We start from the raw sequence: 24038 nt of genomic DNA, 5'->3' as shown, positions 1-24038 counted from the left end.
CCTTCTGTAAAGAATTACCCTTTCTGAATGGCTTCTAGTGTAGCTGCATCAAGGGATTGCACAATAGCAACAAGGAAGCGTTTAGTAGCTTCTATATCATCCTTATCCACCATGGCTGCATGGGAATGGATATAGCGTGCACAAATACCAAGAGCAGCAGAAGGAACTCCCTCACCTGTCGTATGAACAGCGCCCGCATCGGTACCACCCTGGGAAACAAAAAATTGATAGGGAATACCCTCTCGTTTTGCTGTTTCTACAAGAAATTCTCGCATACCAGGTAAAGGAACCATTGAGCGATCCATCAACCGGATGACAACCCCCTTACCTAGCTCACCATACCCGTCGGATACACCTGGGGTGTCCCCTGCGGGTCCTGCATCAACCGCAAAGAAAACATCGGGCTGGATCATCTGGGCAGCTACTTGGGCACCGCGTAACCCCACTTCCTCTTGTACAGTCGCACCAGAATATAGCGTGTTGGGATGCTTTTTGTTCTTCAGTTCATCTAGCAATTCAAGAGCGATCCCACATCCGAAACGATTATCCCAGGCCTTTGAAAGGATTCGTTTCCCTCCTGCCATCTCCACGTCTGGGAAGTATGGTGCAATCATATCCCCTGGACGAACCCCTAATGCTTCTACTTCCTCTGCAGAATTTGCTCCAAGATCAATAAACATTTCAGAAATAGCTACCGGTTTGTTCCGCGTCTCTTGCTTCAATAGATGGGGAGGTACAGAACCGATCAGGCCAGGAATTTGTTCCCCTGTTCGTGTAATAATTTGTATCCGTTGGGCAAGCATCACCTGACTCCACCATCCACCAAGGGATTGAAATTTAATAAATCCTTTATCGGTGATGCGGGTAACCATAAAGCCTACTTCATCCATATGTCCTGCAACCAGTACCTTTGGCGATTCCTTCTGTCCGCGGAGTATACCAAACAACCCACCTAGGCGATCCTGCACGATCTCTGAGGTACTATTGGCTATGTATTGACTTAATACCTCACGCACTTCTCCCTCGGCTCCTGGAACACCAGGGAGTTGTGTCAACTCTTTCATACGATCCCAATTAACCACGAAACGGACACCCACTTTCTCATTTTCCTATTCCTATGTATCAGAAACTTCCTCTTCGGTTAAGCGCTCATTCATCCTCTCCCGATAACGTCGATGCACCGTTGCTCGGGATACATCGTAACCAAACCCCTGAAGAGTGGCTGCAATCTCTTCAAAGGTAAGCTTCCTTTCCTTTAACGACACGATTTGTTCGATCGGGACCTCTTTTTTCTCTCGTCCTCCCTGGCCGTGATTTTTCAAATTGCGCGCAGGATTAAATCCCTTTTCTTTCATGGCTCGTTTCATACCCCAAGAGATCTTTTGATTCATCCATTTTCGCTGTAATTCTTCCACCCTAGCCATGATGTGAAGAACCGTGGACTCTCCAGCTTCTAGTTCCAATTCTCCCCCTTGTTGCTGGGTTAGAATCGTGCAACCGAGACGATGTAACTGATGAAGGACAGCTAATTTTGCTTCCCCTCTACCCAATCTCGTATCATCCTGGATAAAAACCGCTTCAACTTGATAAGACTTAATTCCATCTAAGAGTCGATAGAGTCCATCACGGTTAAGATCAAAGCCACTGTGTTGTTCAGTAATCACGTCGACTATTGTACATCCCTCTGCGGTAGCAAACCTTTTAAGGTCTGCCACTTGCCTTTCGAGGCTAGTTTCTTGCTCCTGCCTGCGTGTACTGACGCGAGCATATATGATCCCGTTCATCCCCTAATGATCCTCCCTTGCTAAATAGACTCCTTTTCGCTATCCTTCAGAGGAGGAGTGATGTTGCGTGATTACGGATCAACTACTCCAGCGAATCAATGCTCTCGCTAAAAAGCAAAAGGGCGAAGGATTGACTCCTGCTGAGAAGGAAGAACAACGCCGTCTCCGCGAGACCTACTTGAAGGGGATTCGAGGGCAAGTTAAAACTCAACTGGACCGTATCCGGTTTGTCGATGAAAAGGACCTCAACAACGAAAAGTAAAAGTGTTAGCAGGATTTTTAGTTAACCAACTATACTTTTAGTGTACCAGTTTTATCATTTGTTTTCACCGAAAAGCCCTGTCGAAATTATTTCGACAGGGCTTTTCGGTGAAGTAGGGTGGAATGAAGTTTATATAGCAAACTGGTTATTGATATAAATCGGTTAATCCTTTATATTGAAGGTTGAATTCCGATTTAGGAGGAGATTCAGAAATGTTGCCCTATAAAGAGTTAGCACGACTGGATAAACTGATCCATGAACCAGCCCGCCTAGCTGTTCTTACGGCATTATCTGCCTGTACCCTAGCGGAATTCCTCTTTCTGCAAGAGCTAACAGGCCTGACGAAGGGCAACCTTTCCTCTCACCTGACTAAATTAGAAAAAGGCGGGTTGGTGGTGATTGATAAGCATTTCCTGCGTAAAAAAATTCCCCAAACAACTGTACGAATTACCGCAGATGGACGCGCTGCTGTTGAACGACATTGGAAGCAGCTTCAATCCATCTACCAGACAATACAGCAACAGGGCGCCCATAGTCCTCAGAATAGTCGTTAGGTTGGGATATAGCCTTGCTCACGGAGAAAATTCATCACACGATCTGCACTTTCTGAAGCGGTCTCTTTATGAGAATCAACAGTAAGATCAGGGGATTCAGGTTCTTCGTAAGGTTGACTAATGCCTGTAAAGTTAGAGATTTCTCCTTTTAGCGCTCGCGCGTACAACCCCTTTACATCCCGTTGGATACATTCTTCAAGGGGGCAGTGAACATATACTTCCGCGAAGGATTCGATCTGTTCGCGGCAGAGTTGTCTCATTTCCCGATAGGGAGAAATAAAAGATGCTAAGACGATAACACCGTAGCGGGTTAATAAATCAGCTACGTAGGAGACGCGTTCAATATGGGTAAAGCGATCTTTCTTCGAAAAACCGAGATCGGGTGCTAAGCGAGCACGTACTTCATCTCCATCCAAACGCTTCACTCGTATGCCAAGCTCCTGCAATCGCTTCTCAAGATGAAGAGCAATTGTAGTTTTTCCTGCCCCAGATAAACCGGTAAACCATAATGTAATACCCTGTTGATTCACATTCGATACCTCCTGTCACACCCACGATATGAATATGAAGCAAGGGTGGAAACTTTCTTTTACCCATTTAGTGAGCGGATTTCATGTTATAGGGAAAGTTCTAACGTGGCAAGTATCCTTTTGATCCGGTGAACGTAACGATGCTGCTCCAAAGTAACTAGATGGGCACGGGATGCTAGATCCTCCCGTCTTTCCCCTTGATTTAATAACTCTTTGAGCCGCTCAGGTAGTTCCTCACGTTCCTGGTAAGTGTCAATTTCTCCATCTGGAAAGAGGGACGTAACTCCTGGGCGATAACTCATTAGTTGATATGCACGACAGGATGCAATCTCAAAGAGACGGTTATTTGGTGTCCACGCACTAATTCCACGTTGATTTTGTCTCAGATAAGGATCATCTGCTGAACGATGAATATTAAGCACAATTTTTGCTCCTGCATAGTAGCATGCTGCTTCATTCGGTCCTACCCATTCCCCTCGAATGTACCCTTTTAGCCTACGGTAGTTTTTCAGGCGACCCCACCCAGGTCCAATAATCTTGAGCCGGTATGCTGGCAAATGAGAAGCGAGATAATCCACTTCTTCCAGCCGATTATCAAAAGCAGTTCCTAGAATCAGTACATCACTTTGATAACGTGAGGATACCCTTCGTGGTGAAAAAGGGGCAATTGAGGTTGCTAGGGGAAGGTGATATACCTTCAAACAACCTGCAGCTTGATAAACAGAAACGGCCGCCTCTTCATTCGTAAAAATATATTGAAAAGAACGACAGGTCATGAGTGATTGATCCATCGCGTAGGGATCATCTGTATACCAAATCCCTGTAGGGATTGTGAGGGATTGGATAGCATCAAGCTCTTGATTATCTAACCGACAACCTAAATTGGCCAAGAGAAAATCCGGCTGAAAATCCCGGATCGATAGATCCAATCCTTGAACAAACCCCTTTCCCGGAGAGAGAACGCGAGTTCGGATTCCGATCTTGTCCATCGTTTTTTTAATACAGTCATCAATAAAAGCAAAGGGCTTTCGTATAGAACTTGGCACATATATGGCTTTCACCGTTACTCAGCTCACCTCCCGAACGGGGATGTCACTCATTCTCTCTATCTCATAATAATAGCCCTTTTGGTTTAGTCATTAGATTCCATTTTCGTAGAAAGTAACGTCTGTTTTGCGCTAAGATCTTAGAAAATTCCTTATACCCTCTCTTATGGAAGCTCCGGTTACCAAAATGATGCACATAGGTATCTCCTGCAACAATTAGTCGCCATCCCTTTTGTCGGATACGATAACTATAATCGTCATCCTCATACGTACCAAGGCCAAAACGCTCATCCCACTCTCCTACACTTTTCCATACATGACGAGGAAGGGCGAGGCAAAACCCGGAGAGTCGTTTACTTTCTCGCCAACGCGACGAATTTGGTCGATTGTGCAAACGACTAAATCGATGAATTTCATCGGGATTTGTGAGCGATATCTTTATTTTTTGCTCAGAAATCACTCGATTAGAGACTGGGCCAGTCATCCCCACTGAGTCATCCCTTTGCAAGGGTGCGATCAGCTGTTCTACCCAACGATACGAGGGCAAGGTATCATTATTTAATAAAACGATATACTGCCCCTTTGCTTCCCGCATCCCCTGATTAATCCCAGCGGCAAATCCCCGATTTAGCTCGTTTCGTATCCCACGTACCTTCTCGCCTCTCTGTTTCATTTGCGCGGTGATAAACATTTTCGTTTTATCTGTCGATTGATTATCTACTAGGATTACTTCATAGGGAAGCTCCGTATATCGGTGGATCGCCTTAATACATTGCTTTGTATACTGAAGTTGATTCCGCACAGGGATGATAATGCTAACGATCTTTATCATCCATTCTCCCCTCACTTAACACTGGCCTCTGATATTTTCTTTGTGATTCAATAAGCAACCGACCATTCTCTCCAAAATCACGCCGCATTTTTGTGTTCCTTACTAAGGAATATAGATAATGAATCCAGTCTTGCTTGGTATCCTTTTTTCTTAATAAAAAGCCAGAGTGACCATGAAGAACCCATTCCCCGCGATCACCTACATCCGTCGTAATGATCGGTACGCCTTGACCCATCATCTGTAGATGAAAAAGGGCGAGTGACTGAGACTCTTCTCCACCAGTAAACACGATATGAATCGTTGGAAATAGTGTTTTTCTCAAAATATTCTCTTTGGGGAGAACATTCAAGCGTAGGGTTGAGTATCCTTCTTTTTGTAAAATCTGTACAATCCTCATCAATCGGTAAAGCTCCTTCTTTGTCACATACTCCTTTGCTACCAGGATCATCGGTCGTCTATTCTTCAAGGATTGATCGTTAATCAATACCAATTGGGGCATAGGTTCAGGTAAAGGGAGATATTGATGAATTTTCTCCTTAGAAAATAGTTTTTTTCTCTCCAAGGCCTCCTTCAAATAATACGAGGGGACATATACCTTCTCCGCTTCTTTAAATGGACTGACTAAATGGGTAGGAAGGTGATCGAGAAAGAGAGTAAGTGGAAAATGTAACAAGTGTGTCCATTCTGGATTATTCTCTATCTCACCTACCCAATGAATAGAAACATCCTTCCCCTTTAATTTAGTGATCTCTTGACCCAGGGCATCTAGACCTTTTTCTCCACTCCTCCCGCGATAGAACACACGTTCCCTGTTTGTTTCTCCTTGAGACTTGCCCGCCTTTGGAGGATAACAGAGAAGGGATCTTTCCTTAGGGAGGATCCAGATTTTCAAATAGGTATCCTCCTTATCGGTATTGTGTTTCCCAAGAAAAACCAATAGCAGGATCATCGTAGGGAATTCTCTTCTCGTCAGGCTCCTCAGGATTGTAGGATCGTGATGTAACATACACAATCATCGCTGGCTTCTCACCTAAGACACGATATCCATGGGCAACTCCTTTGGGTATAAGAAGCAAAGATGGGTTCTCTTCCCCCATATAGTAAACAGCTGTCTTTCCTATTGTAGGTGAATCTGATCGGAGATCATGGAGGACGACCTGAGCATTTCCTACAGGAAAATACCAGAGATCATCCTGATGCTGATGATAGTGAAAGGCTTTTATCACCCCTGGATAAGAGAGAGAAGCTGATAATTGCCCAAAACATTCTAGTAGATGCTCATCATCCCGCAGGATCTCCATAAAAGTGCCCCGATCATCACAATGTTTTATTAATTTTTTGAAAGTAACACCTTCAATCAACTCGATTCACCGTCCTCTCCTTAAAGAAATCGTCCAATCCTTTCTTCCAACTGGCCAGGGGTTCTATACCCTGTAGAGGAAGCCGTTCTGTTCGCAAGATGGATACCGTTGGACGCTTCGCTCGACGTGAAAGCTCCCTGCTGGAGATTCGCGTGAGTAGGGGTTTTGTATAGCCCGCTCTCCTCAAGATCTCCATCGCAAAATCATACCAGGTGCAATCGCCACTCCCTGCTGTATGAAAAGTGCCACAAAGGGAACTCCTCAGTAACTCCCTTGTTTTTGCCGCCAAGTGCTTCGTATAGGTAGGTGACCCACGTTGATCATCAACCACCCGCAAAACCTCTCCCTGTTGGGCCTTTTGGATAATTGCGCAGGGAAAATTTCTCCCGCTATGTCCATATACCCAGGCTGTGCGAAGGATTAGATAATCCGTGCAATGTTTTTCTACCCAACGTTCTCCCATCGCCTTTGTCTTTCCGTATACATTGAGGGGAAACAAGGGGTCTAACTCCGAATAACCAGATTCCTTCTCTCCATCAAAAACATAATCCGTACTGATATAAACCAGCCGAATTCCTAGTTCACCGCAAGTTTTTGCAAGCTCCTTTGTTCCTCGCGTATTCACTAGGAATGCTTCTTTGGGATGATCTTCACTGCCATCCACATTGGTATAGGCTGCACAGTGCACGATGACTTCAGGAGGATCTGATGATATGAGCTTTTGGCTTAGTCCTGATTCCGCTACATCCCATCCTAATCGGGTAAAGCCAACCACCTGGTGCTCTTCCCCTAAGATCCGTACCATGTCCTTACCCAACTGCCCCCCTGCTCCTGTCACCCAAATTCTCATCGGGGGCTTCCCTCTTTCCTTTCCCAACGGGTTTGATACCATTTCACCGTTTCTTTCAAGCCTTTTTCTAATGAAACCTGCGGTTGCCAACCCAGCTCCTCACGTATTTTCGTGGTATTTAGGGAGTACCGAAAATCATGACCCAGGCGATCCTTTGCTTGCTGGATGAGTGAATGTGGCTTTTGTAGAAGGTCCAGAATCTGTTCCGCGATGGTTCGATTACTAGCCGTGTTTTCTGCCCCGATATGGTACACTTCTCCCACACGACCGGCTTCTCGCACACGATCTACTGCGGCACAGTGATCGGTTACATAGATCCAGTCCCTCTCTTGATTACCCGCTCCATATAGCGGAAGTGGGCGATTCTCTACAGCGTGGAGAATTGCCTTTGGGATAAACTTTTCAAGGTGTTGCCATGGTCCATAATTATTGGTACAACGAGTGAGAACAATGGGTAATTTATAGGTATTCACATAAGCAAGGCACAGAAGATCAGATCCTGCTTTACTTGCTGAATATGGATTGCCTGGTGCTAAGGGTTCCCCCTCTGGCGTGCGACCTTTTTCAATACTTCCGTACACTTCGTCGGTAGAGATATGGACCATCTTTTTAACGGTACCACCATGACGAATGGCTTCCAGCAATCGATAAGTACCGAGAATATTCGAACGGATAAAAGCTTCAGCCCCTTGAATACTTCGATCAACATGGCTTTCTGCAGCAAAATGAACCACTTCATCGAAGGGCGTGGAAAAGAGACAGTCGATATCTGCCTGATTGGCTAAATCAATTTTAATAAAACGGTATCGTGATTCTCCTTCAATATCGGCTAAGCTTTGCAAGTTGGCAGAGTATGTCAGCGCATCTGCATTGATCACTTCTATATCGGTATGAGTGCGGAGAAGATGGCGAACGTAGTGACTCCCGATAAAACCAGCTCCACCTGTTACCAAGACTCTATGCATCAATCACCCTCCTGTTCGGAGAAAGATAGCTCCGTATGCTTAGCATATTGATTGGCTTGCAGGAGGGAATCGGGTGTACCCGCGTCAGTCCACCATCCCTGTAGGATATCAAAGGTTAATTGGCTGCGCTGGATGTAACGGTTATTAATATCTGTTACCTCGAGTTCCCCACGATCGGATGGTTCTAGCTCTCTGATAAAGGCAAACACCTGGGGATCAAACATATAAATTCCCGTTACACACATAGAGCTTTTAGGATAGGTGGGCTTCTCTACAATGTTGATAATTCGATCCCCTTCGACTTCGGCAACACCAAAACGTTCCGGGTGATCCACTTTTTTAAGTAAAAGCTTTGCCCCTTCCTTCTGCTCACAGTAGGAAGTTACATAGGGAATTAGGCTGTCTGCAAAGACATTATCTCCTAAGATCGTCAGTATCCGTTCACCACCTGCAAAATCCTCTGCTAAGGATAATGCTTGTGCGATTCCTCCTGGTTGATCCTGTACCTTATAGGTAAAACGAGCATTAAAACGCGTTCCACTCCCCAAGAGCCGTACTACATCCCCCATATGTTCCCGACCAGTCACAATCAAAATATCCCGAATACCACACTCTGCTATCCTACATAGAGGATGATACATCATCGGGTATTTCCCCACGGGCAACAAATGCTTATTAGTAACCTGCGTTAAAGGGAATAGTCGAGATCCCGTCCCTCCAGCCAGGATCACTCCTTTCATATCGGCTCACTCCTTCCCACTATGGATACATCACTCCTCCATCCTATGTCATGCGTTTTATGATGGCACAAAATAGCAGCCCAATCCCGTTCCATGGAATAGGCACTTGACGAAGCAACAAATGTATCATAGTATGAAATTGAGAGTGAACAGAATAGACTTTTCCTTCCTTTAAAGGGGAGTAGCTATTACAGCAAAGTCGTCATTACGGGATAATCCCCGGCTTTGTTGGCAACCATAGTGTTGTTAGCAAGACCTTTACCGTTATTTGGTAAAGGTCTTTTTGCTTGTCTTTTCTCTCTAAATCCTTGTAGAAAGAGGTTAATGATATGGAGCTCTTTTCCCTTGAATTTTTTCAAGCTCTCCTTACAATCATAATCATCGACCTGGTACTCGCAGGTGACAACGCCATCGTGATTGGTTTAGCCGCTCGCAACTTGCCTAAGGATAAGCAAAAATCCGTGATCCTATGGGGAACCGTAGGTGCAGTAGTGATTCGTGCCCTAGCTACCTTAGCCGTGGTTTGGTTGCTTAAGATCCCTGGTCTGCTCTTAGTTGGTGGTCTAATGCTCGTCTGGATTGCCTATAAACTTCTCATTGAAGATAGTGACACTAACGTAAAAGCCGCTCAAAGCACCTGGGGGGCGATCCAAACCATTATTATCGCTGATGCGGTGATGGGGCTCGACAATGTCATTGCAGTTGCAGGTGCTGCGCATAGTAATTATCTTCTCGTAGTCATCGGCTTATTGATCAGCATTCCAGTTGTTGTTTGGGGAAGCACCATTGTCTTGAAATTGATTGAAAAATACCCGATCATTATCACCATCGGTGCGGGTGTTCTTGCTTACACCGCTGGTAAAATGCTTACCGATGATAAATTAACCAAGGCCTTCTTTTCCGATCAACCCTTGATTAAATGGGGTCTCATCCTTATCATCGTCGCAAGTGTCATCCTTGTAGGCCATTTTACGAAGAAAAAAAGAGCAGCTAATCCATCTTAAAATAATTGATAATCAAAAACGCTCTGACATCCGCGTAACAGTTGGTGTCAGAGCGTTTTCTTATAGAAATCGTTGGCATGTTATGTTGCTGTGTTTGTGTTACAAACTAGTCTATACCAATTCAATCCATCTGTTTTTACTAATTGGCCCAACCCAGCAATTAAACGACGAAGTGCAATTTGGTCAAATCATAGAATAAATGTAAACTTGATTAGTCTTGAAGCTCTCGTACATATTGATCCTCATTTCGGTCTTTCACAACTACCCCTAGCTCATTTAAATCCATTTTTAAATTTTTTGCTTTTTTCTTATCTCCTTCTCTAATAACATTCCTACGTTCATATAAGATAGCATTGACTTTCGCTCCAAATGTATTATCTTCTAGGGTCCACAGATTGAATTCATCTACATATGGATCCTGTTCACTCCAAGGGTAATGATGATACAGGAAGATTTCTCGTATTTTGTCCCTCTTAATGTCCGTCTTTTCACTCAAAAGTTCTTGACTTTTATTACCGGTAATTACGACTGTATTATTTTCCATAAAGATTTCTTTTACCTGCGATTTTCTAATTCTCTTTTCTTTCTCATCTTTATTGATCAGTATTTCTTGATCATTTATGCTCATTTTCAACGCATCACTATAGATTGTTAGTGAGAAAAGAATACCTATAACACCGCCTACGAACATTAAGATCATAGACACCCAAAAAGGGTTGAATGAATTCAAAAGTTCGATGACTTTTGAATCTGAAAAGACAGATATTCTTTTCATTAATTCCAACAACATTGGTAGGAACCAACCTATCGTTCCTAAAACAACAGGAGATAATACTGCTATCAATTTCTCTAAGAAACCCATACCAATATTAGATTTATTTTCCACTTATACTGTCACCCCTAACATTATATTTTATGCCTAAGATTTTTGGAGTACTTTGCAATTGTCCTCATTTAACCATTTGTAATATACTTTTTGTAAGTTTTTCATTATACTCTTCCAGGGTTAATTTATGCTGAGATGATAACATGGACTCTGAAATCGCCCCTCGAATAACAGTTGCAATCACTTGAGGATGAAAATCACTAAATTCTTTAGATTTTTGTCCTTTACGAAGAATTTCTTGCAATAAATCATTTAATAAATCTTCATCATCATCTTCTATAAGATAATAAGGGACGTTGTCTGGCGTACGGGCATTAAAAACAATTTCGATTAAAGCGATGTTATTTTCCCGGTTTGTACCCTGATAGGCCAAACTTGCTTCTATAAAGGCCATCAATTTTTTTGTAGGTGTTTGTTTTTGTTCTACTTTTTCTTTAATAAAGACCCACTCTTGTTGAACCAAATACATCAGGGTATTGTTTATCAAATCTTCCTTACCAGAGAAATGATAAGAAATAAGCCCTGTACTAATATTTGCCTTATTCGCTATTTTGGATAGACTCGTGCTAACGTACCCTGTTTCTCTTAATACTTCTATTGCAGCTTTAATGATTTGTTCTCTCCTGGCTTCAGCTATCAAATACTGTTTATTTTCCATCTAAACATCCACCTCTATTTTTGTTGATTAGACATTTTTTATTTTGAACGGCCAATCAAATTTATTGTATACCCTTTTCTTATTTCGGTCAAAGCCCAAAACCAGCAAAGTACAATTTGGTCAAATCGCGGGTTCTATTGAGTTCTCAGTTTTGAACGTACGCAATCATTTTGGTGGAATCAGATGCACAAGAGGTGGATTCTTTTCCCCAAACCTCTTCTAAGCGGTCGGCCAAGATCTCATTGGACACATGTTCATTCGAGAGAAGGATGTATTCAGTTTTTGGGTACAGGGAGAATTAAATAAGCACGGTGTTAAAGCTGTCGAAGAAGTATTTTATGCAGAAATAAACAAAAATGGCTCCCTTTTTATTAATAAGTATTAGGTTGTATACGGTGACTTTAGATCACTTCGAGATATCTTAATGGTCTACTTTAGCGCCAAAGGATTGGGCAATCTCGATAGCTTGGATTCCATCGATATGGATGCCGCTTAATGAAAGGTCACTCCACTTAATACCATTGGTCTGTGCACCCCGCAGATCCGTACCTACTAATTGGGATTGGCTTAGGTTCGCACGAGTGAGATGGGCTTTGCGGAGATCGGTTCTAGCAAGGTTACATCCATATAGATCGGCTTCGCGAAAGTCGACGTTTCGTAAGTCTAACCCCGATAAGTCTTGATGGCGTAGTGAAACGAAGGACCAGTCTCCCGAGCGGATGGTGACTCCAGTCCATCGTCCTCCTTCCCATTCAGAACCGGTCATCTTGCAATCGGTGATCGAAGCACTAAAGAAATCTGTGTCATTGAAATAGCAAGAGAGAAATTGACACCGATCGAGTATAGCAACATTGAAGCGGACATGACTAAAGTTACAACGGTGAAATTGACAGCCGATCAATTGATACTCTTCCATATTTATATGATCAAAGTGACAATTGTCAAAAATACGTTTGTGCCAAGTAGTCCCTGAAGGTAAGTTCTCTTCGTTAATCTCTAGACCGGAGGAAAGGTCATTGTTAAATTCATCCATAGAATCATTCCTTCTATTTATTGTTTACTTTTTGAACCCTGGGAAGGTACGACTGGAATGGGACCTTTGCCCCCTTTATCTTCCCCGTCATTATTATAATAATAATAGTTTTCAGGAACTTCTCCCATTATTGTCTGGGAAGCGATCGGATACTGATAGTGAACATTTATATCTTTAGTATTACTTAATGGAACGAGTGTACCTAGCTCATTGGAGACTTTTAAATATAAGGTTACCTTTACTGTGTTTATTCCTGCTGACTCGATCTTGGTGTCCATGTCCAGTTTAGTAGATCCTTTTGGCCAGATTTTCAATGGAATATCTGGGCCGACATCCGAGAACAAATTACTTTGGAGTACTGCTCCTAAGGGAATTCCATGGTCTTCTTGTTCCAACTTTTTCATTTTCTTTTGCATATTTTTACTAAGTACTTCATAAATTTTTGCTTGTATTGATGGATCCACCTTGATGTAGCCAAGTTTACTATTTTGATTATCAATCGTCATAACCTTACTTAGCTCCGGACCAACGGATCGATGCATCTCTTCAATTCCTTTACTCATGCTCTCTTGTGAAATATTTTCAACGCGTGTCTTTGCAAGCTTTAATAACGTGCCTTCCACTTCATTTTCCATTGTGTAATAGGCTCCATAGAGCAACAAACCAAGGATAATCAATATAAAGTATCCTTTTTGGTGCGGAGTACGACGGAACGTTTTCGTTCTTCTCAGCATCTTTTCCACCTCATCTACTCCATAATGAGCAAAAGGTTTTCCTTTTACATGCATCCTATGTCCCCATAATAAATACAAGACCATCAACCCTGTTTGGAACCATTCAACCTCCTTTTGACGCTCTTTGCAAAGTATGATAGGTTGATAAAAACTACACATCTGCAGGATCCACTAGGGGAATCGCATGATTGAGACGAGGAAACTCGGACCCTTTGAACCTGATCTGGCTAATACCAGTGTAGGAAAGTGGAGCTGACCATTGCATCTAAAGGGCCGCTCCAATCATTCGGGCGGCCCTTTAGATTTGAAAACCCATCCTTGAGTTGAGGTGATAAGGTTGAAACATATATTAACCATTGCCGGTAGCGACAGTGGCGGTGGCGCTGGTATCCAAGCAGATTTGAAGGTTATCTCTGCTCTAGGTGCTTATGGCATGACTGTAATCACCGCCATTACTGCTCAAAATACACGTGGAGTAACAGACGTTCGTGAATTGGATCCAGATATCGTGGAAGCTCAGATCCGGGCGGTCTTTGATGATATCCCAGTTCATGGTGTGAAAGTTGGCATGGTGGGCAATGCGGTTATTATTGAAAGAATTGCCGATCTCCTGACAGAGTTTGCTCCTCATCCTCTTGTAATCGACCCTGTCATGGTTGCGCAATCGGGCCATAATCTTCTTGCGAGTGAAGCTTTAGAAGCGTTGACCCACCGCCTACTCCCCCTCGCAGACTTAATCACACCCAATATTCCTGAAGCAGAAGTTCTCCTCGGACGCCATATTAAAGACGGAGGGGATATGAAAGAAGCCGCCACAGAATTAGCTCAACGATTGGGTAGCCACGTTCTCGTCAAAGGAGGCCACTTAAATGGCCCACCCTGTGACGTACTCTCTACTGGAACCAGTTTTCTTGGGGAGCGAATTCCAACTCGCCATACTCATGGTACAGGCTGTAGCTTATCCTCCGCACTCACCGTATACCTAGCACAGGGATACTCGCTCGAAGAAGCGGTAGAGCAATCCAAGTCCTATGTAGCTAGCGCGATCCAGCATGCCTTCCCCGTTGGCAAGGGTAATAGTCCCATTCATCATTTTCACGCTTGGCACCCTTCCGAGGTTGGAGGAACGAATCATGGTTGATTGGCATCAGTGGGAAAACATTCGCACAGCACATCCCTTGGTTTATCATATTACCAACCAGGTAACCATCCAAGATTGCGCCAACATCACCCTTGCAAGTGGGGCCAGTCCAGTCATGACCTCTGATCCCGGGGAAGCAGCAGAGATGGCTAGGATGAGTCAAGCACTCGTGCTCAATATTGGTACCCCAAGTCCCCTCCAACGGGAAGCGATGCTCACAGCGGGACGAGCTGCTAACGAAAAGGGTATTCCGATCATTTTAGATCCTGTCGGGGCTGGAGCTACCTCTCTACGAATCCGTCTACTAGAAGCCCTACTTAAAACACTCAAATTCTCAATAATTCGGGGCAATCGATCAGAGATCGCTACCCTATGCGGTCACCGTGGAGGGCGCGGTGTAGATGCCGAAGGGAATGAATTGGACTCCATCACCCCCCACTTCCGTGAACTTTCCCGTCAGACAGATGCAACCATTTCCGTTAGTGGAGCGACGGACTATATCACAGATGGTCATCAGGAAGCCTTTGTAGGAAATGGAACGCCACTACTCGCTCAAGTAACTGGTACAGGCTGTATGGCAACCTCCCTCACAGCCTGTTGTTTAGCCAGTGAAATAACCCCCTTTGAATCCGCTATTATCGCTCTGGTAGCCACAGGGGTCGCAGGTGAAAAAGCCGTTTCCTCTCTATCCACCACGGAAGGCATCGGCACCTTCCGTATCCGTTTCTTTGATGAAATCTTCCACATGAACACGGAGACCCTTTCAAAGTGGAGAAAAGTGAGGATTTCTCGCCATGCGTAATCACCTAGCGCTCTACCTTGTAACCGATGATCAGCCGGACTTACTCACTCGTACAGAGGCCGCATTAGAAGGCGGCGTTACTTGTGTGCAACTCCGCTTAAAACAAGCCGATTCAGGTCCCTTTCTACATCAGGCCCGGGCGATGGCTCAACTATGTCGTAACTATAATGTTCCCTTCATCGTCAATGACCGGGCAGATATCGCTCATCTGAGCGACGCGGATATGCTTCACATCGGCCAATCAGATCTACCATTACGAGAAGCTCGTTCGATTGTAGGATCCGATATGCCCATCGGTGTCTCGGCAGCTACTGTTGAAGAAGCCAAACGCGCTGAAGAAGAGGGGGCTGCCTATCTCGGTGTTGGCTCACTCTTCCCCACTCAATCCAAAGTCGATGCCACACCAATCGATCCAGAAATGGTCCGAAAAATTCGCGACTCCGTCTCCCTTCCCATCGTATTGATCGGAGGAATCAACCAATCTACACTATCCGACGCGGAATCTCTGATTCGCGCAACTGCTGACGGAATCGCCATCGTCTCTGCCATCCTCTCTACACCTGACCCTCGGGAAGCAGCCGCCTCCCTCCGCTATCGCATGGATAGTCTACTTTCACACCGTTCTCTTCAATAAATAATTCGTCAGGTGCTTAGCCGTTCACTCGGATGACCAGCGATCCCCATTTCTATCCTGTCCTGATGGACGGGATTTTTCTATTGTATAAGAATGGTCTGTGTTACAAACCTGTCTGTTGTATTTATTAATGGGGACGGGCATTTTCTTAGGAGGGAATGTCTCCGTAAGGAGCCTGACCTACCCGACACCCCAACAACCCAACAACCTTACTCCTTATACCCTCCAAAAATAGCATGCCCCGCTTTTAACCAACTGACATCTACTCCCTTAAATCCAGCTTGTTCTAACCACCTTAGTTGATCTGACAGAAGAGATGGCTTATCTGCAGGATCATCAGGGAAGTGATACATATTCCACTTCTCTTTTATAAACACATCCAATCCCCTTAAATCCCCAAATAACTCCATCGATTGCTCCTGAACTATCTTTTCCCACTCATCAGCCCAATAGTTCGCTAATGATTTACTATTCGCCTTCATCACATCTGCGATGATGAGAGCTCCTCCTGGCAATAAAGCATCATATAGACGTTGAAAGAACTCCTTCTTTTCTTCATCATCTAAATGGTGGATCACTAGGCTACTTACGAAGCAATCGACCTGCTGGTCCAAAGGATCGATCCAATCTAACTCTTCTAATCGGAAGAGGTCAAAGGTTACTCGGCTCTTAAAATGTTCCATTTTTTCACGAGCATGTTCCAGCATCTGCTTTGATCCATCTAAAGCTACTACTTCTGCTTTAGGAAAAGTTTCTAATATGGATTTACTCAACCACCCAGGTCCACAACCTAACTCTACTACGCGAAATTCTTCTTCCTCTTTTTTGGATAGTAATTGTAGAAAAGTATTTTTCATTTCATCTTGTCTAGGTGTCAATAAATAAGTTAGAATCTTGTTCCTGCCAAATTTCTTGATTTTGTTGTTCGGACATATACTGTAATCTCCTTTAGTAATTTTTAAAACATTCTTTCTTATCATATCATGCTGCCCTTTCTATAATCATAAAAATCTTTGTATCTCTCTTTAAATAAAATAACTACACGCACTTTAAAATGCGGGTAGTAGTTATCTTTCGTTCACATTAGTTAAATCCATGACCTAAGCAGTCATCCTGTAAGCCAAGCAATGATAGTTCCCTATTAAGGGGACCATACAAACTAGAGTTAATGCCTTAAAAGCTCTTGGCCCTTTGCTCCACGTTATCCTCATAGAGGCCACCATGATAACAAATCAGTCTCTCAATATCATACTCCATCAATCCTTTGACGGAGGCAATAGCGCTTTCCATATCGATGGTCAACTGTGGAGGCGGGCCCACTAACTTTCCATCCATCACAAAAAGCGCATCTCCAGTGATTAGAGTCTTGGTCGGTGGATGATATAGACTAATATGTCCTGGGGTATGACCTGGGGTATCGATCACAGCAAGTCCACCAACATAGGGCAATTCATCGCCACCTGAGATCGTTTGATCGACATGGGACTTAGGAGGATTTTCAAATAAGGTTTTTAATTGATTCATCTCTTGCTGTTTTTCTTTGGGCCAAGCTTCTACTCCTTTCAGAAGAGCTTGCCCTTTAATCAATGGCCTATCTCCTTGAATAAAAGGTTTCTCCAGTGAATGTGCTAATACTTCGACTTTTCCGGGGATTTCGTTCAATATAGCTGGTAAACTCCCAATATGGTCAATATCTTGATGGGTGATTATTATTTTACTGGTCATTTCTAGTGGTACTCCTGCCTTCTCCATCTCTTCGCGGAAAAAAGATAGTTGGCCAGGATAACCTGCATCGATTAATATCGCATAATCATCCTGTTCTATTACCGTTGGATGAATAATGCTTCTCTCTCCGAAACTATCCATGACAACCTCTAATATTTTTAACTTACCAAGGTTGATCATCAAACTCCTCCTTCGTTGCATGTTCTAACCAAGGAGTATTCTATAGTCATTATAAATATATGTCAAATAAAATTTAAATTATATCACAAATAATATATTTTGTCAAGATTTTTCATCCATCTCCCAGGGTACTCCAATTCATTTTCACTCGATTAGAGTTTCCCCTCTAAATCTTTGAAAGCAGAGTGCATCGTGCAACGACTAATTACACTCCGGCTACCGAGTCGAAAAAAGAGGACCTCATAGCCCTCACTTTTGTTTCAAATTCCGTATTGGTGAGCCCGTTTCACTATTGGATAAAAGCAATAACGCCTGACAAAAAGAGTGCAATTGCCCAGATTATGTCTAAGTTAAACCACGCTTTCCTCAAAAACAACAATCCTAACTTTCGATAAACAAGCCAAGCGATCCCAGCTGTTACACAAAGAAACACAGCCGTGTGAAGTCCTATACCCATCAGATATTCTACCCAACCAAAAAACATAGGTGTATCACCATGAGCACTGTGCATGGTTGAATGATCTTGACCGACGAGGAACACAGGGATTAACATCAACCCCGCACCATGGGCTAATGCCATCGTAAAGGACCAAACACTTAAATCCCGAAAACCCACACGCATCCCTACCCAACGAGGATGCTTTTGGCGAAAAAAACGATACACACCAAAAAGGATAAGAATGCCACCTGCCAACCATCGGATCAGTTTATCCGAAATCATCATCTGACCGATACTCAGAACTGCTAGACAAATGAGCAGTGCCAATGCATGACCCAACGCTAAGGGGAGGATGGCACGAAATAAAGAGCGGCTGTTTTTATCCTGCAATCCTAATGCCACTGCAAACAGCCAGCCCATTCCTGGATTGATGCCATGAAAAGCTCCCATCAAAGCAACCGTCAGCCAGATATTCATGAGTACCAATAAGAATCAGAGGAAGCGTCTCCCCCTGCTAATCGGATTTGATGGGCTCGGTAATTATGCTGGCTAAAGTCAACGAAAAATTCAGGATCTAATGTTAATCCCCCATTTGGATCAGCGTCCAGCTTCACCATCCATCCTTGAATTCCATCTGGGTAGAATTGATTATCCCAGGAATCGTATAGTGAATTTGTAAAATAGACCCGGCGTCCATCACGACTCACCTCGATCATCTGCGGCCCACCGTTCACAAAACCAACTTTAGGGTGGGGTGTAAGATTGGCTATCCCCCCCAACCGTACCGAACCCGTTAACTTCGGTTCGGAAGGATTGGATACATCATATTGCCGCACTTCTCCAGTTCCCCAGCAGGATACATAGAGAAAACGATCATCGAGTGAGAGATTGATATCCGTAATTAAAGGAGGCACCATACTAAAACCTTTTAACATTGGAGGGAGCTTTTCTGGTTCTGCGGGTTCAGCTGGAATCTCAATCACCTTTTTCATAGACCATTTACCATCTTCCTGCGACCACAACCATATGGAACCAGAAAGATCCTTGTTATTGATTACCACTCCAGCAAATCCATAGGTTTGGCGTGGATCATGGGCAGGGCGTAACTCTAAAACCATCTGCTCATCCTCACTCGTCTCTAGCGCTTGTAGATGACGTCGATGGCGAAGGTCCCAAATATGAAGGCGTTGTCCATAACGACCACCAAGGAGATATTCGGGATTGAGCCCTGCTTCAACCATCTCAGGTGTACCCCATTCACTACTGATCAAGATATCATGACCCAAATGCCACCAGAAATCATAATGCAAATACTGCGGTCCTCGCTCTTTCTCCCACTTCCCTACAATATCAAAGGTTGTATGATCCAAGACAAAAATCCCTCCAGGTCCCTTCCCTTCTACATCTCCCAAAGCACTAATATAGATACCATCTGGACCGCAATGGACGGTGTGCGGACGACTATACCCTGTCTTTTCCGCAATCTCATCTGCTTCAATCACTTTGGTAATGGTAGGTTTTAACGGATTGGCCTTCACATCGACAATATATAACCTAGAAGAACGTATTCCAGGGATGATCAGATGCCGTCGCTCGATATGAGGGTGGGGTGCATAAGGACATAATGCAGAGCTACAAGCCGCCCAACCAAAATGATGGAGCTCATCCCCTACATAAGGCATAGGGGTCCAACCTATGATTTCTCCCTCTTCGGTGTCCACCACAGCTAGCGCATCCGGTCGGTCATCCTGATCAGGATTAAATGCTACCACATAGGCTAGCTCCTCCTGAGGAGCTTTCATCGCATCTTGAGGAGACGGATAAAAACTAGGGTCTGGCTTCCACAAACCCATGGGATCACCCTCGTTTCTTTAGGTTTCTCATGTGCCACCCTCTAAAATCACAATCTCTCTCCAACTCATAAATACTTTTCAACCTTGGCGATGAGCTTCCCTTTGTTATATGAGAGATATTGAGAGGCTCGATTGCGGATGGGATCCCCTGCATAAAAATGCTCGTATAAACTATGCCTTGATGCAAAAGGCGTACCTATCAGATCCCAAGCCAATTTCATCAACTTTGTTCGACCCTCCGCATCGATATCTGCCCCTCTAAAGTAGGTTTTCATCAAGGGAGAGATCTCTGTGCTGAAATCTTTTAAGCTAGAAGGAACCTGAAGATTTCCCCCAGCAGAGATCCGTTGCAAAATCTCAATAGTTCGCGGATAAAACGTAGTGCCTAAGTTTCTTCCACTTTCAATATAAGAGAATGATGGTAGATAAATTCCCTCCTCATCAACTTCTCCTTCAATTTCAGCGGCAAGAATTAACCCTTTGAGGGTCTGACCTTGAATAATCAGTTCCCCTAACATCTCTTGTACATGTAAAAACGCGGAGGAGCCCGTTGTTTCAGCTAATTTACAAGCTAGGCCTGTGATAAACTCTAACTTGGTATGCAGCCTAATTAATGCTTGATGATAGCCAAGACTATTGGAATGACGATTTCCTTTAATTTTCCATATCGCTTCTGGATCCTCGTGGATTAACACATACTCCCAAGGAATGAACACATCATCGAAAATTAATAGGGCATCCATTTCGTCATATTGTGAACTTAATGGATAATCGGTTTTTTTATCTATCGATACCGCAAATGACTCTCGGCAAGCCATGTGTAATCCCTTTGCATCTGCCGGTACAATCAACATATTGGCCGCTGATTTTTGTTCCTCACTCAAACGCATCACAGGATAAACAATAAACTCATTCGTGTAAGGGGCTGCCGTTGCGATCATCTTTGCTCCACTAACATACACACCTTCTGCCGTTTTCTTTGTGATTTGCAACAACCCTGACTTTGCAAAAAAGCGTGCATCGTATTGTTTTGCACGATTCAGCTGCACATCCCGTTGGACAATCGAGATAAAACGGTTCTCATCCCTACTATATTCATAATATTTTAAAATCTTGTCGGAGAAATCGGGATTATATTTAGCGAATTCCTTTCTTGCCGCTACCCATCCAGTCAAACGCGAACGAGCATAATCGGATAAACGACTCATCATCCCATCCGTTTCATCACACCAGATTTGAAAGGCACTTCGCCTTCGCCTGATATCTTCTAGTGACTTTGGAATCTGGTAAGATATATGAACCCGTTCCCCTGTGGATGGACTTAGGTAACTGATCTTCTCATATATCTCATTGTCATCCAACATGTGAAAGAGCCGCATGATACTCCTTAGAGTTCCTTGAAAGGCTGGGTGATCCAATACGCTTACTTTCTCTCCATCCAGCCACACACACCGATCATCGGCCAAACTTTCAAGGTATGATTGAACTCTTTTCATCGATGAGGTACCCCCTTATTGGATGTTATGACACCTACTCGACTATCTTGAGTGATTCACTCAAGATTACTAACTAACGTATCTTATGTTGTTTATCGAAAGTAGTGAATAGGCACCTGTTCAATTGACAACACAACATATGAAATATCCCCCACTAAAAAAGCCCATCCTTATCCAGGATGAACCGGCTTTTTTAGTGGGGGCAACTGATTATTTAAGAGATGACTCAGCGTTGTGTGATCCAATAAATCGGCCACAACATCACGAATCAAGGCCCAAAGGGGCTTTAATAGACACCCTTCTTCCAAAGGGCAGGATTCATAGGCTGTCACACTGACACAACCCATCGGCGCCAATGGACCTTCTAACCTACGAATCACCTGACCAATCACAATTTCATCAGGATCTTGACTCAGTCGGTATCCCCCATACTTGCCCCGCTTGCTCTTTACGTAGCCTAGCATCTTCAACTGGAGCAAGATCTGTTCCAAATAGCTAAGGGGAACCAATGTCTTAGCTGAAACCTCCGCAATGGACAGAACTCTTTCCTCTTGCAACCCTAACACAATAAGCGCTCGTAGTGCGTATTCCCCTCGACTGGATATTTTCAATACCATCCAACTCCATGAGGATTTATTACCTACTACTATGCGTCATTCTCAACTTGATGAATAGAGGAGCCCTCATTCCACTTTTTCCAGACTGCAAAAGCGATACATGCTGCCCAAAGAGAGAGAACCAGTGCATATATGTAGGTTTTTGTTGTAGAATCCAATCCCTTTGAAACATCAACCAAGTTACGTAGGTTGGTAAAGATGATCAATCCACCTACGAGTACTCCTAACAAATACGAAGGAAGAACCTTTACCAACCAGGCAGCGATTGGTGCAGCGATGATCCCCCCAAGGGTTAATGCTCCAATCCATAGCCAGTTAAATCCACTTGTACCTAAGGAGATTAAAAATCCGAGGGTCGCTGCTGAAGCAATGGCAAATTCACTTGTATCTACTGAACCAATCACTTTTCTTGGCTCCATACTGGTTCTGCTCAACAAAACTGGAGTCGTAAAGGGGCCCCATCCGCCTCCTCCTGTAGCATCTAAAAAACCTGCGAATAGCCCAAGTGGATAGAGGAAACGTTTGGAGTATGGTTGCCGAGTTGCCTTCGTTTGCGCCCTATTAAAAAGAAAACGATATACGATGTATACACCCAACGCTAGCAAAAAGATTGAAATATACGGCTTTACAAGATCACCTGGAAGATTGCTCAGGAAACATGCACCGACAAAAGCACCGATAGAACCAGGAATAATCAGCGTTTTAACCACTTGCTTATCGACGTTGCCAAAACGAAAGTGAGCTATCCCTGATGCTGCAGTAGTTGCTAACTCGGATAGATGAACAGAAGCGGATGCAATAGCAGGAGAAATTCCAAAAACGAGTAGCAACGACGTTGATGTCAGCCCATAGGCCATTCCTAAAGAACCATCAATGAGCTGTGCAACTAACCCGATAAAGGCAAAGACGATAAGCTTCTTCACAATGAGGTACCCTCCAACCCAAAATGATGTGTTTAACCAAACTAATTACAGTGCTTTAGTAAAGATTACAGTGACGTGACTTATTTTATGACATCAAGGAACGAAGGATACCCCTCCCAATTCCGAGTTAACTCATCCGATTAAGTATATTTTGTAATGTACATTTTCCTTTCCAAATTGTCAAGCAGTATTAAAAAATCTAGATATAAAAATATCTAGATTTTCTTCCACAGAGCATATGGGCATTCGGTTGATTTTACTTAACCATACGACTTAAGCGAGCATATAAATCTTCAAGGGTATGGATCTGATGATAACTACATCGCTTGATTAACTTCACCAAAAGAGCTGCAGTCATCCTTGCATCTCCATCAGCTGTATGACGTCCGTCAATAGGGATATCATGAAAATGCAAGGCGGCATCTAATGAGTAATCGGTCCAATCCGGATAGAGAAGTCGGACGATTTGCAAACAGTCAATGACCCGATGAGGTAATCGAGAAGACCAGGTTTTCTTAAGTCCAACTTGAATAAATGCCGTATCGTGATTCGCGCCATAAGCAACTAAGGTGGATGTCCCTATATAACGTAACCAATCAGCAAGAGCCTCTTTTAAAGAGGGGGCATTCACTGTATCCATGTTTGTAATCCCTGTCAACGTAGTTATTTCCGACGGGATGGCACTTTCAAAACGGACATAGGTATGAAATAGCGGCGTTTCTTCCACGCGTCCCTTTATAACGCGAATGGCTCCGATAGACAGGATTTCGTCTCCCTGTTGCGGATGAAATCCTGTCGTCTCCAAATCAAAGACTGTAAAGGGGATATCAATTAAGGGTGTCCCTAAATGGACTCTATTCTTAGCATCACGAATCGTTGAACGAATGAAGGCTTCTCGTTGGAAATCTCCTTCCCTCGCCATCCCGGATAAGGTTACCCCCCGTTTACGCATCCATTCACTCAGCGGATTATTCCAATTCATAACGCCC

28 protein-coding genes and 1 riboswitch are annotated in these 24038 nt (G+C 43.7%); of the genes, 6 read left to right on the top strand and 22 right to left on the bottom strand.

What is annotated here, in order from left to right:
• Window positions 1–14: 14 nt before the first annotated feature.
• Both BLV90_RS11300 and BLV90_RS11295 read right to left on the bottom strand, forming a co-directional pair.
• Window positions 15–1064 (bottom strand): M42 family metallopeptidase, encoded by a 1050-nt coding sequence (locus BLV90_RS11300; RefSeq protein ID WP_091741071.1) that lies wholly within the window; start codon window positions 1062–1064, stop codon window positions 15–17.
• A 51-nt stretch (window positions 1065–1115) separates the two neighbouring features.
• A complete protein-coding gene (locus BLV90_RS11295) occupies window positions 1116–1784 on the bottom strand; it encodes a YneB family resolvase-like protein (protein ID WP_091740883.1) in 669 nt (222 codons plus the stop codon).
• A gap of 67 nt (window positions 1785–1851) precedes the next feature.
• Between BLV90_RS11295 and BLV90_RS11290 the strand changes: the two genes are divergently transcribed.
• Both BLV90_RS11290 and BLV90_RS11285 read left to right on the top strand, forming a co-directional pair.
• Window positions 1852–2046, top strand: coding sequence for a DUF896 domain-containing protein (locus BLV90_RS11290; RefSeq protein ID WP_091740880.1), 195 nt, complete (start codon window positions 1852–1854; stop codon window positions 2044–2046).
• A gap of 212 nt (window positions 2047–2258) precedes the next feature.
• Window positions 2259–2600: a transcriptional regulator gene (locus BLV90_RS11285; protein WP_091740877.1), complete on the top strand. Its 342-nt coding sequence runs from the start codon at window positions 2259–2261 to the stop codon at window positions 2598–2600.
• On the opposite strand, the gene cysC is transcribed toward BLV90_RS11285, so the two are convergent.
• The 8 genes from cysC to BLV90_RS11245 all read right to left on the bottom strand — a co-directional run bounded on the left by cysC (window position 2597) and on the right by BLV90_RS11245 (window position 8924).
• Complete coding sequence (cysC, locus tag BLV90_RS11280) at window positions 2597–3130, bottom strand: adenylyl-sulfate kinase (RefSeq protein WP_091740873.1); 534 nt, start codon at window positions 3128–3130, stop codon at window positions 2597–2599. The two genes, BLV90_RS11285 and cysC, sit on opposite strands and share 4 nt — an antisense overlap.
• An 86-nt stretch (window positions 3131–3216) precedes the next feature.
• A complete protein-coding gene (locus BLV90_RS11275; RefSeq protein ID WP_091740870.1) occupies window positions 3217–4191 on the bottom strand; it encodes a CgeB family protein in 975 nt (324 codons plus the stop codon).
• A 49-nt stretch (window positions 4192–4240) separates the two neighbouring features.
• Window positions 4241–5008 (bottom strand): glycosyltransferase family 2 protein, encoded by a 768-nt coding sequence (locus BLV90_RS11270; RefSeq protein ID WP_091740867.1) that lies wholly within the window; start codon window positions 5006–5008, stop codon window positions 4241–4243.
• Window positions 4992–5900 (bottom strand): glycosyltransferase, encoded by a 909-nt coding sequence (locus BLV90_RS11265; RefSeq protein WP_091740865.1) that lies wholly within the window; start codon window positions 5898–5900, stop codon window positions 4992–4994. The genes BLV90_RS11270 and BLV90_RS11265 overlap by 17 nt, the downstream gene beginning before the upstream one ends.
• 13 nt (window positions 5901–5913) lie before the next feature.
• A complete protein-coding gene (locus BLV90_RS11260; protein ID WP_091740862.1) occupies window positions 5914–6369 on the bottom strand; it encodes a dTDP-4-dehydrorhamnose 3,5-epimerase family protein in 456 nt (151 codons plus the stop codon).
• Window positions 6362–7219 carry a dTDP-4-dehydrorhamnose reductase gene (gene rfbD / locus BLV90_RS11255; RefSeq protein ID WP_177168025.1) on the bottom strand — a complete coding sequence of 286 codons (858 nt, stop codon included), beginning with the start codon at window positions 7217–7219 and terminating at the stop codon, window positions 6362–6364. The genes BLV90_RS11260 and rfbD overlap by 8 nt, the downstream gene beginning before the upstream one ends.
• The gene (rfbB, locus tag BLV90_RS11250) at window positions 7216–8184 is read right to left on the bottom strand and encodes a dTDP-glucose 4,6-dehydratase (protein WP_091740857.1); all 969 of its coding nucleotides are present in this window, start codon (window positions 8182–8184) and stop codon (window positions 7216–7218) included. Before rfbB ends, rfbD begins: the two co-directional genes overlap by 4 nt.
• Window positions 8184–8924: a sugar phosphate nucleotidyltransferase gene (locus tag BLV90_RS11245; protein WP_091740854.1), complete on the bottom strand. Its 741-nt coding sequence runs from the start codon at window positions 8922–8924 to the stop codon at window positions 8184–8186. Before BLV90_RS11245 ends, rfbB begins: the two co-directional genes overlap by 1 nt.
• A 329-nt stretch (window positions 8925–9253) precedes the next feature.
• Here BLV90_RS11245 and BLV90_RS11240 point away from each other — a divergent pair, with 329 nt between their 5' ends.
• On the top strand, window positions 9254–9928 hold the full coding sequence (locus BLV90_RS11240; protein WP_091740851.1) for a TerC family protein: 675 nt from the start codon (window positions 9254–9256) through the stop codon (window positions 9926–9928).
• A gap of 211 nt (window positions 9929–10139) precedes the next feature.
• Here BLV90_RS11240 and BLV90_RS11235 read toward each other — a convergent pair whose 3' ends face one another.
• From BLV90_RS11235 to yunB, 4 genes are all read right to left on the bottom strand, one after another.
• Entirely contained in the window at window positions 10140–10814 is a 675-nt protein-coding gene (locus tag BLV90_RS11235) for a YqeB family protein (protein WP_091740848.1), read from the bottom strand.
• 64 nt (window positions 10815–10878) lie between these two features.
• On the bottom strand, window positions 10879–11472 hold the full coding sequence (locus BLV90_RS11230; protein WP_091740845.1) for a TetR/AcrR family transcriptional regulator: 594 nt from the start codon (window positions 11470–11472) through the stop codon (window positions 10879–10881).
• A gap of 421 nt (window positions 11473–11893) precedes the next feature.
• A complete protein-coding gene (locus BLV90_RS11225; RefSeq protein ID WP_091740842.1) occupies window positions 11894–12505 on the bottom strand; it encodes a pentapeptide repeat-containing protein in 612 nt (203 codons plus the stop codon).
• A 17-nt stretch (window positions 12506–12522) separates the two neighbouring features.
• Window positions 12523–13239: a sporulation protein YunB gene (yunB, locus tag BLV90_RS11220; RefSeq protein ID WP_245726338.1), complete on the bottom strand. Its 717-nt coding sequence runs from the start codon at window positions 13237–13239 to the stop codon at window positions 12523–12525.
• Between the two features lie 163 nt (window positions 13240–13402).
• Window positions 13403–13501: riboswitch (TPP riboswitch) on the top strand.
• A gap of 75 nt (window positions 13502–13576) precedes the next feature.
• Here yunB and thiD point away from each other — a divergent pair.
• The 3 genes from thiD to thiE are packed head-to-tail and all read left to right on the top strand — an operon-like array spanning window position 13577 to window position 15816.
• Complete coding sequence (thiD, locus tag BLV90_RS11215; protein ID WP_091740836.1) at window positions 13577–14380, top strand: bifunctional hydroxymethylpyrimidine kinase/phosphomethylpyrimidine kinase; 804 nt, start codon at window positions 13577–13579, stop codon at window positions 14378–14380.
• Window positions 14373–15182 carry a hydroxyethylthiazole kinase gene (gene thiM / locus BLV90_RS11210; RefSeq protein WP_177168023.1) on the top strand — a complete coding sequence of 270 codons (810 nt, stop codon included), beginning with the start codon at window positions 14373–14375 and terminating at the stop codon, window positions 15180–15182. Before thiD ends, thiM begins: the two co-directional genes overlap by 8 nt.
• Window positions 15175–15816, top strand: a complete 642-nt coding sequence (gene thiE, locus BLV90_RS11205; protein WP_091740830.1) for a thiamine phosphate synthase — start codon at window positions 15175–15177, stop codon at window positions 15814–15816. Before thiM ends, thiE begins: the two co-directional genes overlap by 8 nt.
• 209 nt (window positions 15817–16025) lie before the next feature.
• Here the strand turns inward: thiE and BLV90_RS11200 are convergent, their stop codons facing one another.
• The 8 genes from BLV90_RS11200 to BLV90_RS11165 form a co-directional block, all read right to left on the bottom strand.
• Complete coding sequence (locus BLV90_RS11200; protein ID WP_177168022.1) at window positions 16026–16673, bottom strand: class I SAM-dependent methyltransferase; 648 nt, start codon at window positions 16671–16673, stop codon at window positions 16026–16028.
• Between the two features lie 316 nt (window positions 16674–16989).
• On the bottom strand, window positions 16990–17721 hold the full coding sequence (locus tag BLV90_RS11195; RefSeq protein ID WP_091740824.1) for an MBL fold metallo-hydrolase: 732 nt from the start codon (window positions 17719–17721) through the stop codon (window positions 16990–16992).
• 289 nt (window positions 17722–18010) lie between these two features.
• On the bottom strand, window positions 18011–18637 hold the full coding sequence (locus tag BLV90_RS11190; RefSeq protein WP_091740821.1) for a hypothetical protein: 627 nt from the start codon (window positions 18635–18637) through the stop codon (window positions 18011–18013).
• Window positions 18634–20013 carry a selenium-binding protein SBP56-related protein gene (locus tag BLV90_RS11185; protein ID WP_091740818.1) on the bottom strand — a complete coding sequence of 460 codons (1380 nt, stop codon included), beginning with the start codon at window positions 20011–20013 and terminating at the stop codon, window positions 18634–18636. Before BLV90_RS11185 ends, BLV90_RS11190 begins: the two co-directional genes overlap by 4 nt.
• Before the next feature lie 65 nt (window positions 20014–20078).
• Window positions 20079–21509 carry a 4-hydroxyphenylacetate 3-hydroxylase family protein gene (locus tag BLV90_RS11180; protein ID WP_091740815.1) on the bottom strand — a complete coding sequence of 477 codons (1431 nt, stop codon included), beginning with the start codon at window positions 21507–21509 and terminating at the stop codon, window positions 20079–20081.
• 170 nt (window positions 21510–21679) lie between these two features.
• Window positions 21680–22120 carry an RrF2 family transcriptional regulator gene (locus tag BLV90_RS11175; protein WP_091740812.1) on the bottom strand — a complete coding sequence of 147 codons (441 nt, stop codon included), beginning with the start codon at window positions 22118–22120 and terminating at the stop codon, window positions 21680–21682.
• A 35-nt stretch (window positions 22121–22155) separates the two neighbouring features.
• Window positions 22156–23049 carry a sulfite exporter TauE/SafE family protein gene (locus tag BLV90_RS11170; protein WP_091740809.1) on the bottom strand — a complete coding sequence of 298 codons (894 nt, stop codon included), beginning with the start codon at window positions 23047–23049 and terminating at the stop codon, window positions 22156–22158.
• 256 nt (window positions 23050–23305) lie between these two features.
• Entirely contained in the window at window positions 23306–24031 is a 726-nt protein-coding gene (locus BLV90_RS11165) for an exonuclease domain-containing protein (RefSeq protein ID WP_091740806.1), read from the bottom strand.
• Window positions 24032–24038: the final 7 nt, after the last annotated feature.

The sequence above is a fragment of the Marininema mesophilum genome (assembly GCF_900106775.1).
In the GTDB taxonomy this organism is placed as follows: Bacteria; Bacillota; Bacilli; order Thermoactinomycetales; family DSM-45169; genus Marininema; species Marininema mesophilum.
The sequence above is the reverse complement of the archived record's forward strand: the minus strand, read 5'-3'. Positions and strand labels throughout refer to the sequence as shown.

Excerpts from the sequence above, each read along its gene's own strand:
- BLV90_RS11300 (WP_091741071.1), bottom strand. The coding sequence starts at position 1,064 with ATGAAAGAGTTGACACAACTCCCTGGTGTTCCAGGAGCCGAGGGAGAA.
- BLV90_RS11295 (WP_091740883.1), bottom strand. The coding sequence starts at position 1,784 with ATGAACGGGATCATATATGCTCGCGTCAGTACACGCAGGCAGGAGCAA.
- BLV90_RS11285 (WP_091740877.1), top strand. The coding sequence starts at position 2,259 with ATGTTGCCCTATAAAGAGTTAGCACGACTGGATAAACTGATCCATGAA.
- BLV90_RS11270 (WP_091740867.1), bottom strand. The coding sequence starts at position 5,008 with ATGATAAAGATCGTTAGCATTATCATCCCTGTGCGGAATCAACTTCAG.
- rfbD (WP_177168025.1), bottom strand. The coding sequence starts at position 7,219 with ATGAGAATTTGGGTGACAGGAGCAGGGGGGCAGTTGGGTAAGGACATG.
- rfbB (WP_091740857.1), bottom strand. The coding sequence starts at position 8,184 with ATGCATAGAGTCTTGGTAACAGGTGGAGCTGGTTTTATCGGGAGTCAC.
- BLV90_RS11245 (WP_091740854.1), bottom strand. The coding sequence starts at position 8,924 with ATGAAAGGAGTGATCCTGGCTGGAGGGACGGGATCTCGACTATTCCCT.
- BLV90_RS11240 (WP_091740851.1), top strand. The coding sequence starts at position 9,254 with ATGGAGCTCTTTTCCCTTGAATTTTTTCAAGCTCTCCTTACAATCATA.
- BLV90_RS11230 (WP_091740845.1), bottom strand. The coding sequence starts at position 11,472 with ATGGAAAATAAACAGTATTTGATAGCTGAAGCCAGGAGAGAACAAATC.
- BLV90_RS11225 (WP_091740842.1), bottom strand. The coding sequence starts at position 12,505 with ATGGATGAATTTAACAATGACCTTTCCTCCGGTCTAGAGATTAACGAA.
- yunB (WP_245726338.1), bottom strand. The coding sequence starts at position 13,239 with ATGCTGAGAAGAACGAAAACGTTCCGTCGTACTCCGCACCAAAAAGGA.
- thiM (WP_177168023.1), top strand. The coding sequence starts at position 14,373 with ATGGTTGATTGGCATCAGTGGGAAAACATTCGCACAGCACATCCCTTG.
- thiE (WP_091740830.1), top strand. The coding sequence starts at position 15,175 with ATGCGTAATCACCTAGCGCTCTACCTTGTAACCGATGATCAGCCGGAC.
- BLV90_RS11200 (WP_177168022.1), bottom strand. The coding sequence starts at position 16,673 with ATGAAAAATACTTTTCTACAATTACTATCCAAAAAAGAGGAAGAAGAA.
- BLV90_RS11195 (WP_091740824.1), bottom strand. The coding sequence starts at position 17,721 with ATGATCAACCTTGGTAAGTTAAAAATATTAGAGGTTGTCATGGATAGT.
- BLV90_RS11190 (WP_091740821.1), bottom strand. The coding sequence starts at position 18,637 with ATGAATATCTGGCTGACGGTTGCTTTGATGGGAGCTTTTCATGGCATC.
- BLV90_RS11185 (WP_091740818.1), bottom strand. The coding sequence starts at position 20,013 with ATGGGTTTGTGGAAGCCAGACCCTAGTTTTTATCCGTCTCCTCAAGAT.
- BLV90_RS11180 (WP_091740815.1), bottom strand. The coding sequence starts at position 21,509 with ATGAAAAGAGTTCAATCATACCTTGAAAGTTTGGCCGATGATCGGTGT.
- BLV90_RS11165 (WP_091740806.1), bottom strand. The coding sequence starts at position 24,031 with ATGAATTGGAATAATCCGCTGAGTGAATGGATGCGTAAACGGGGGGTA.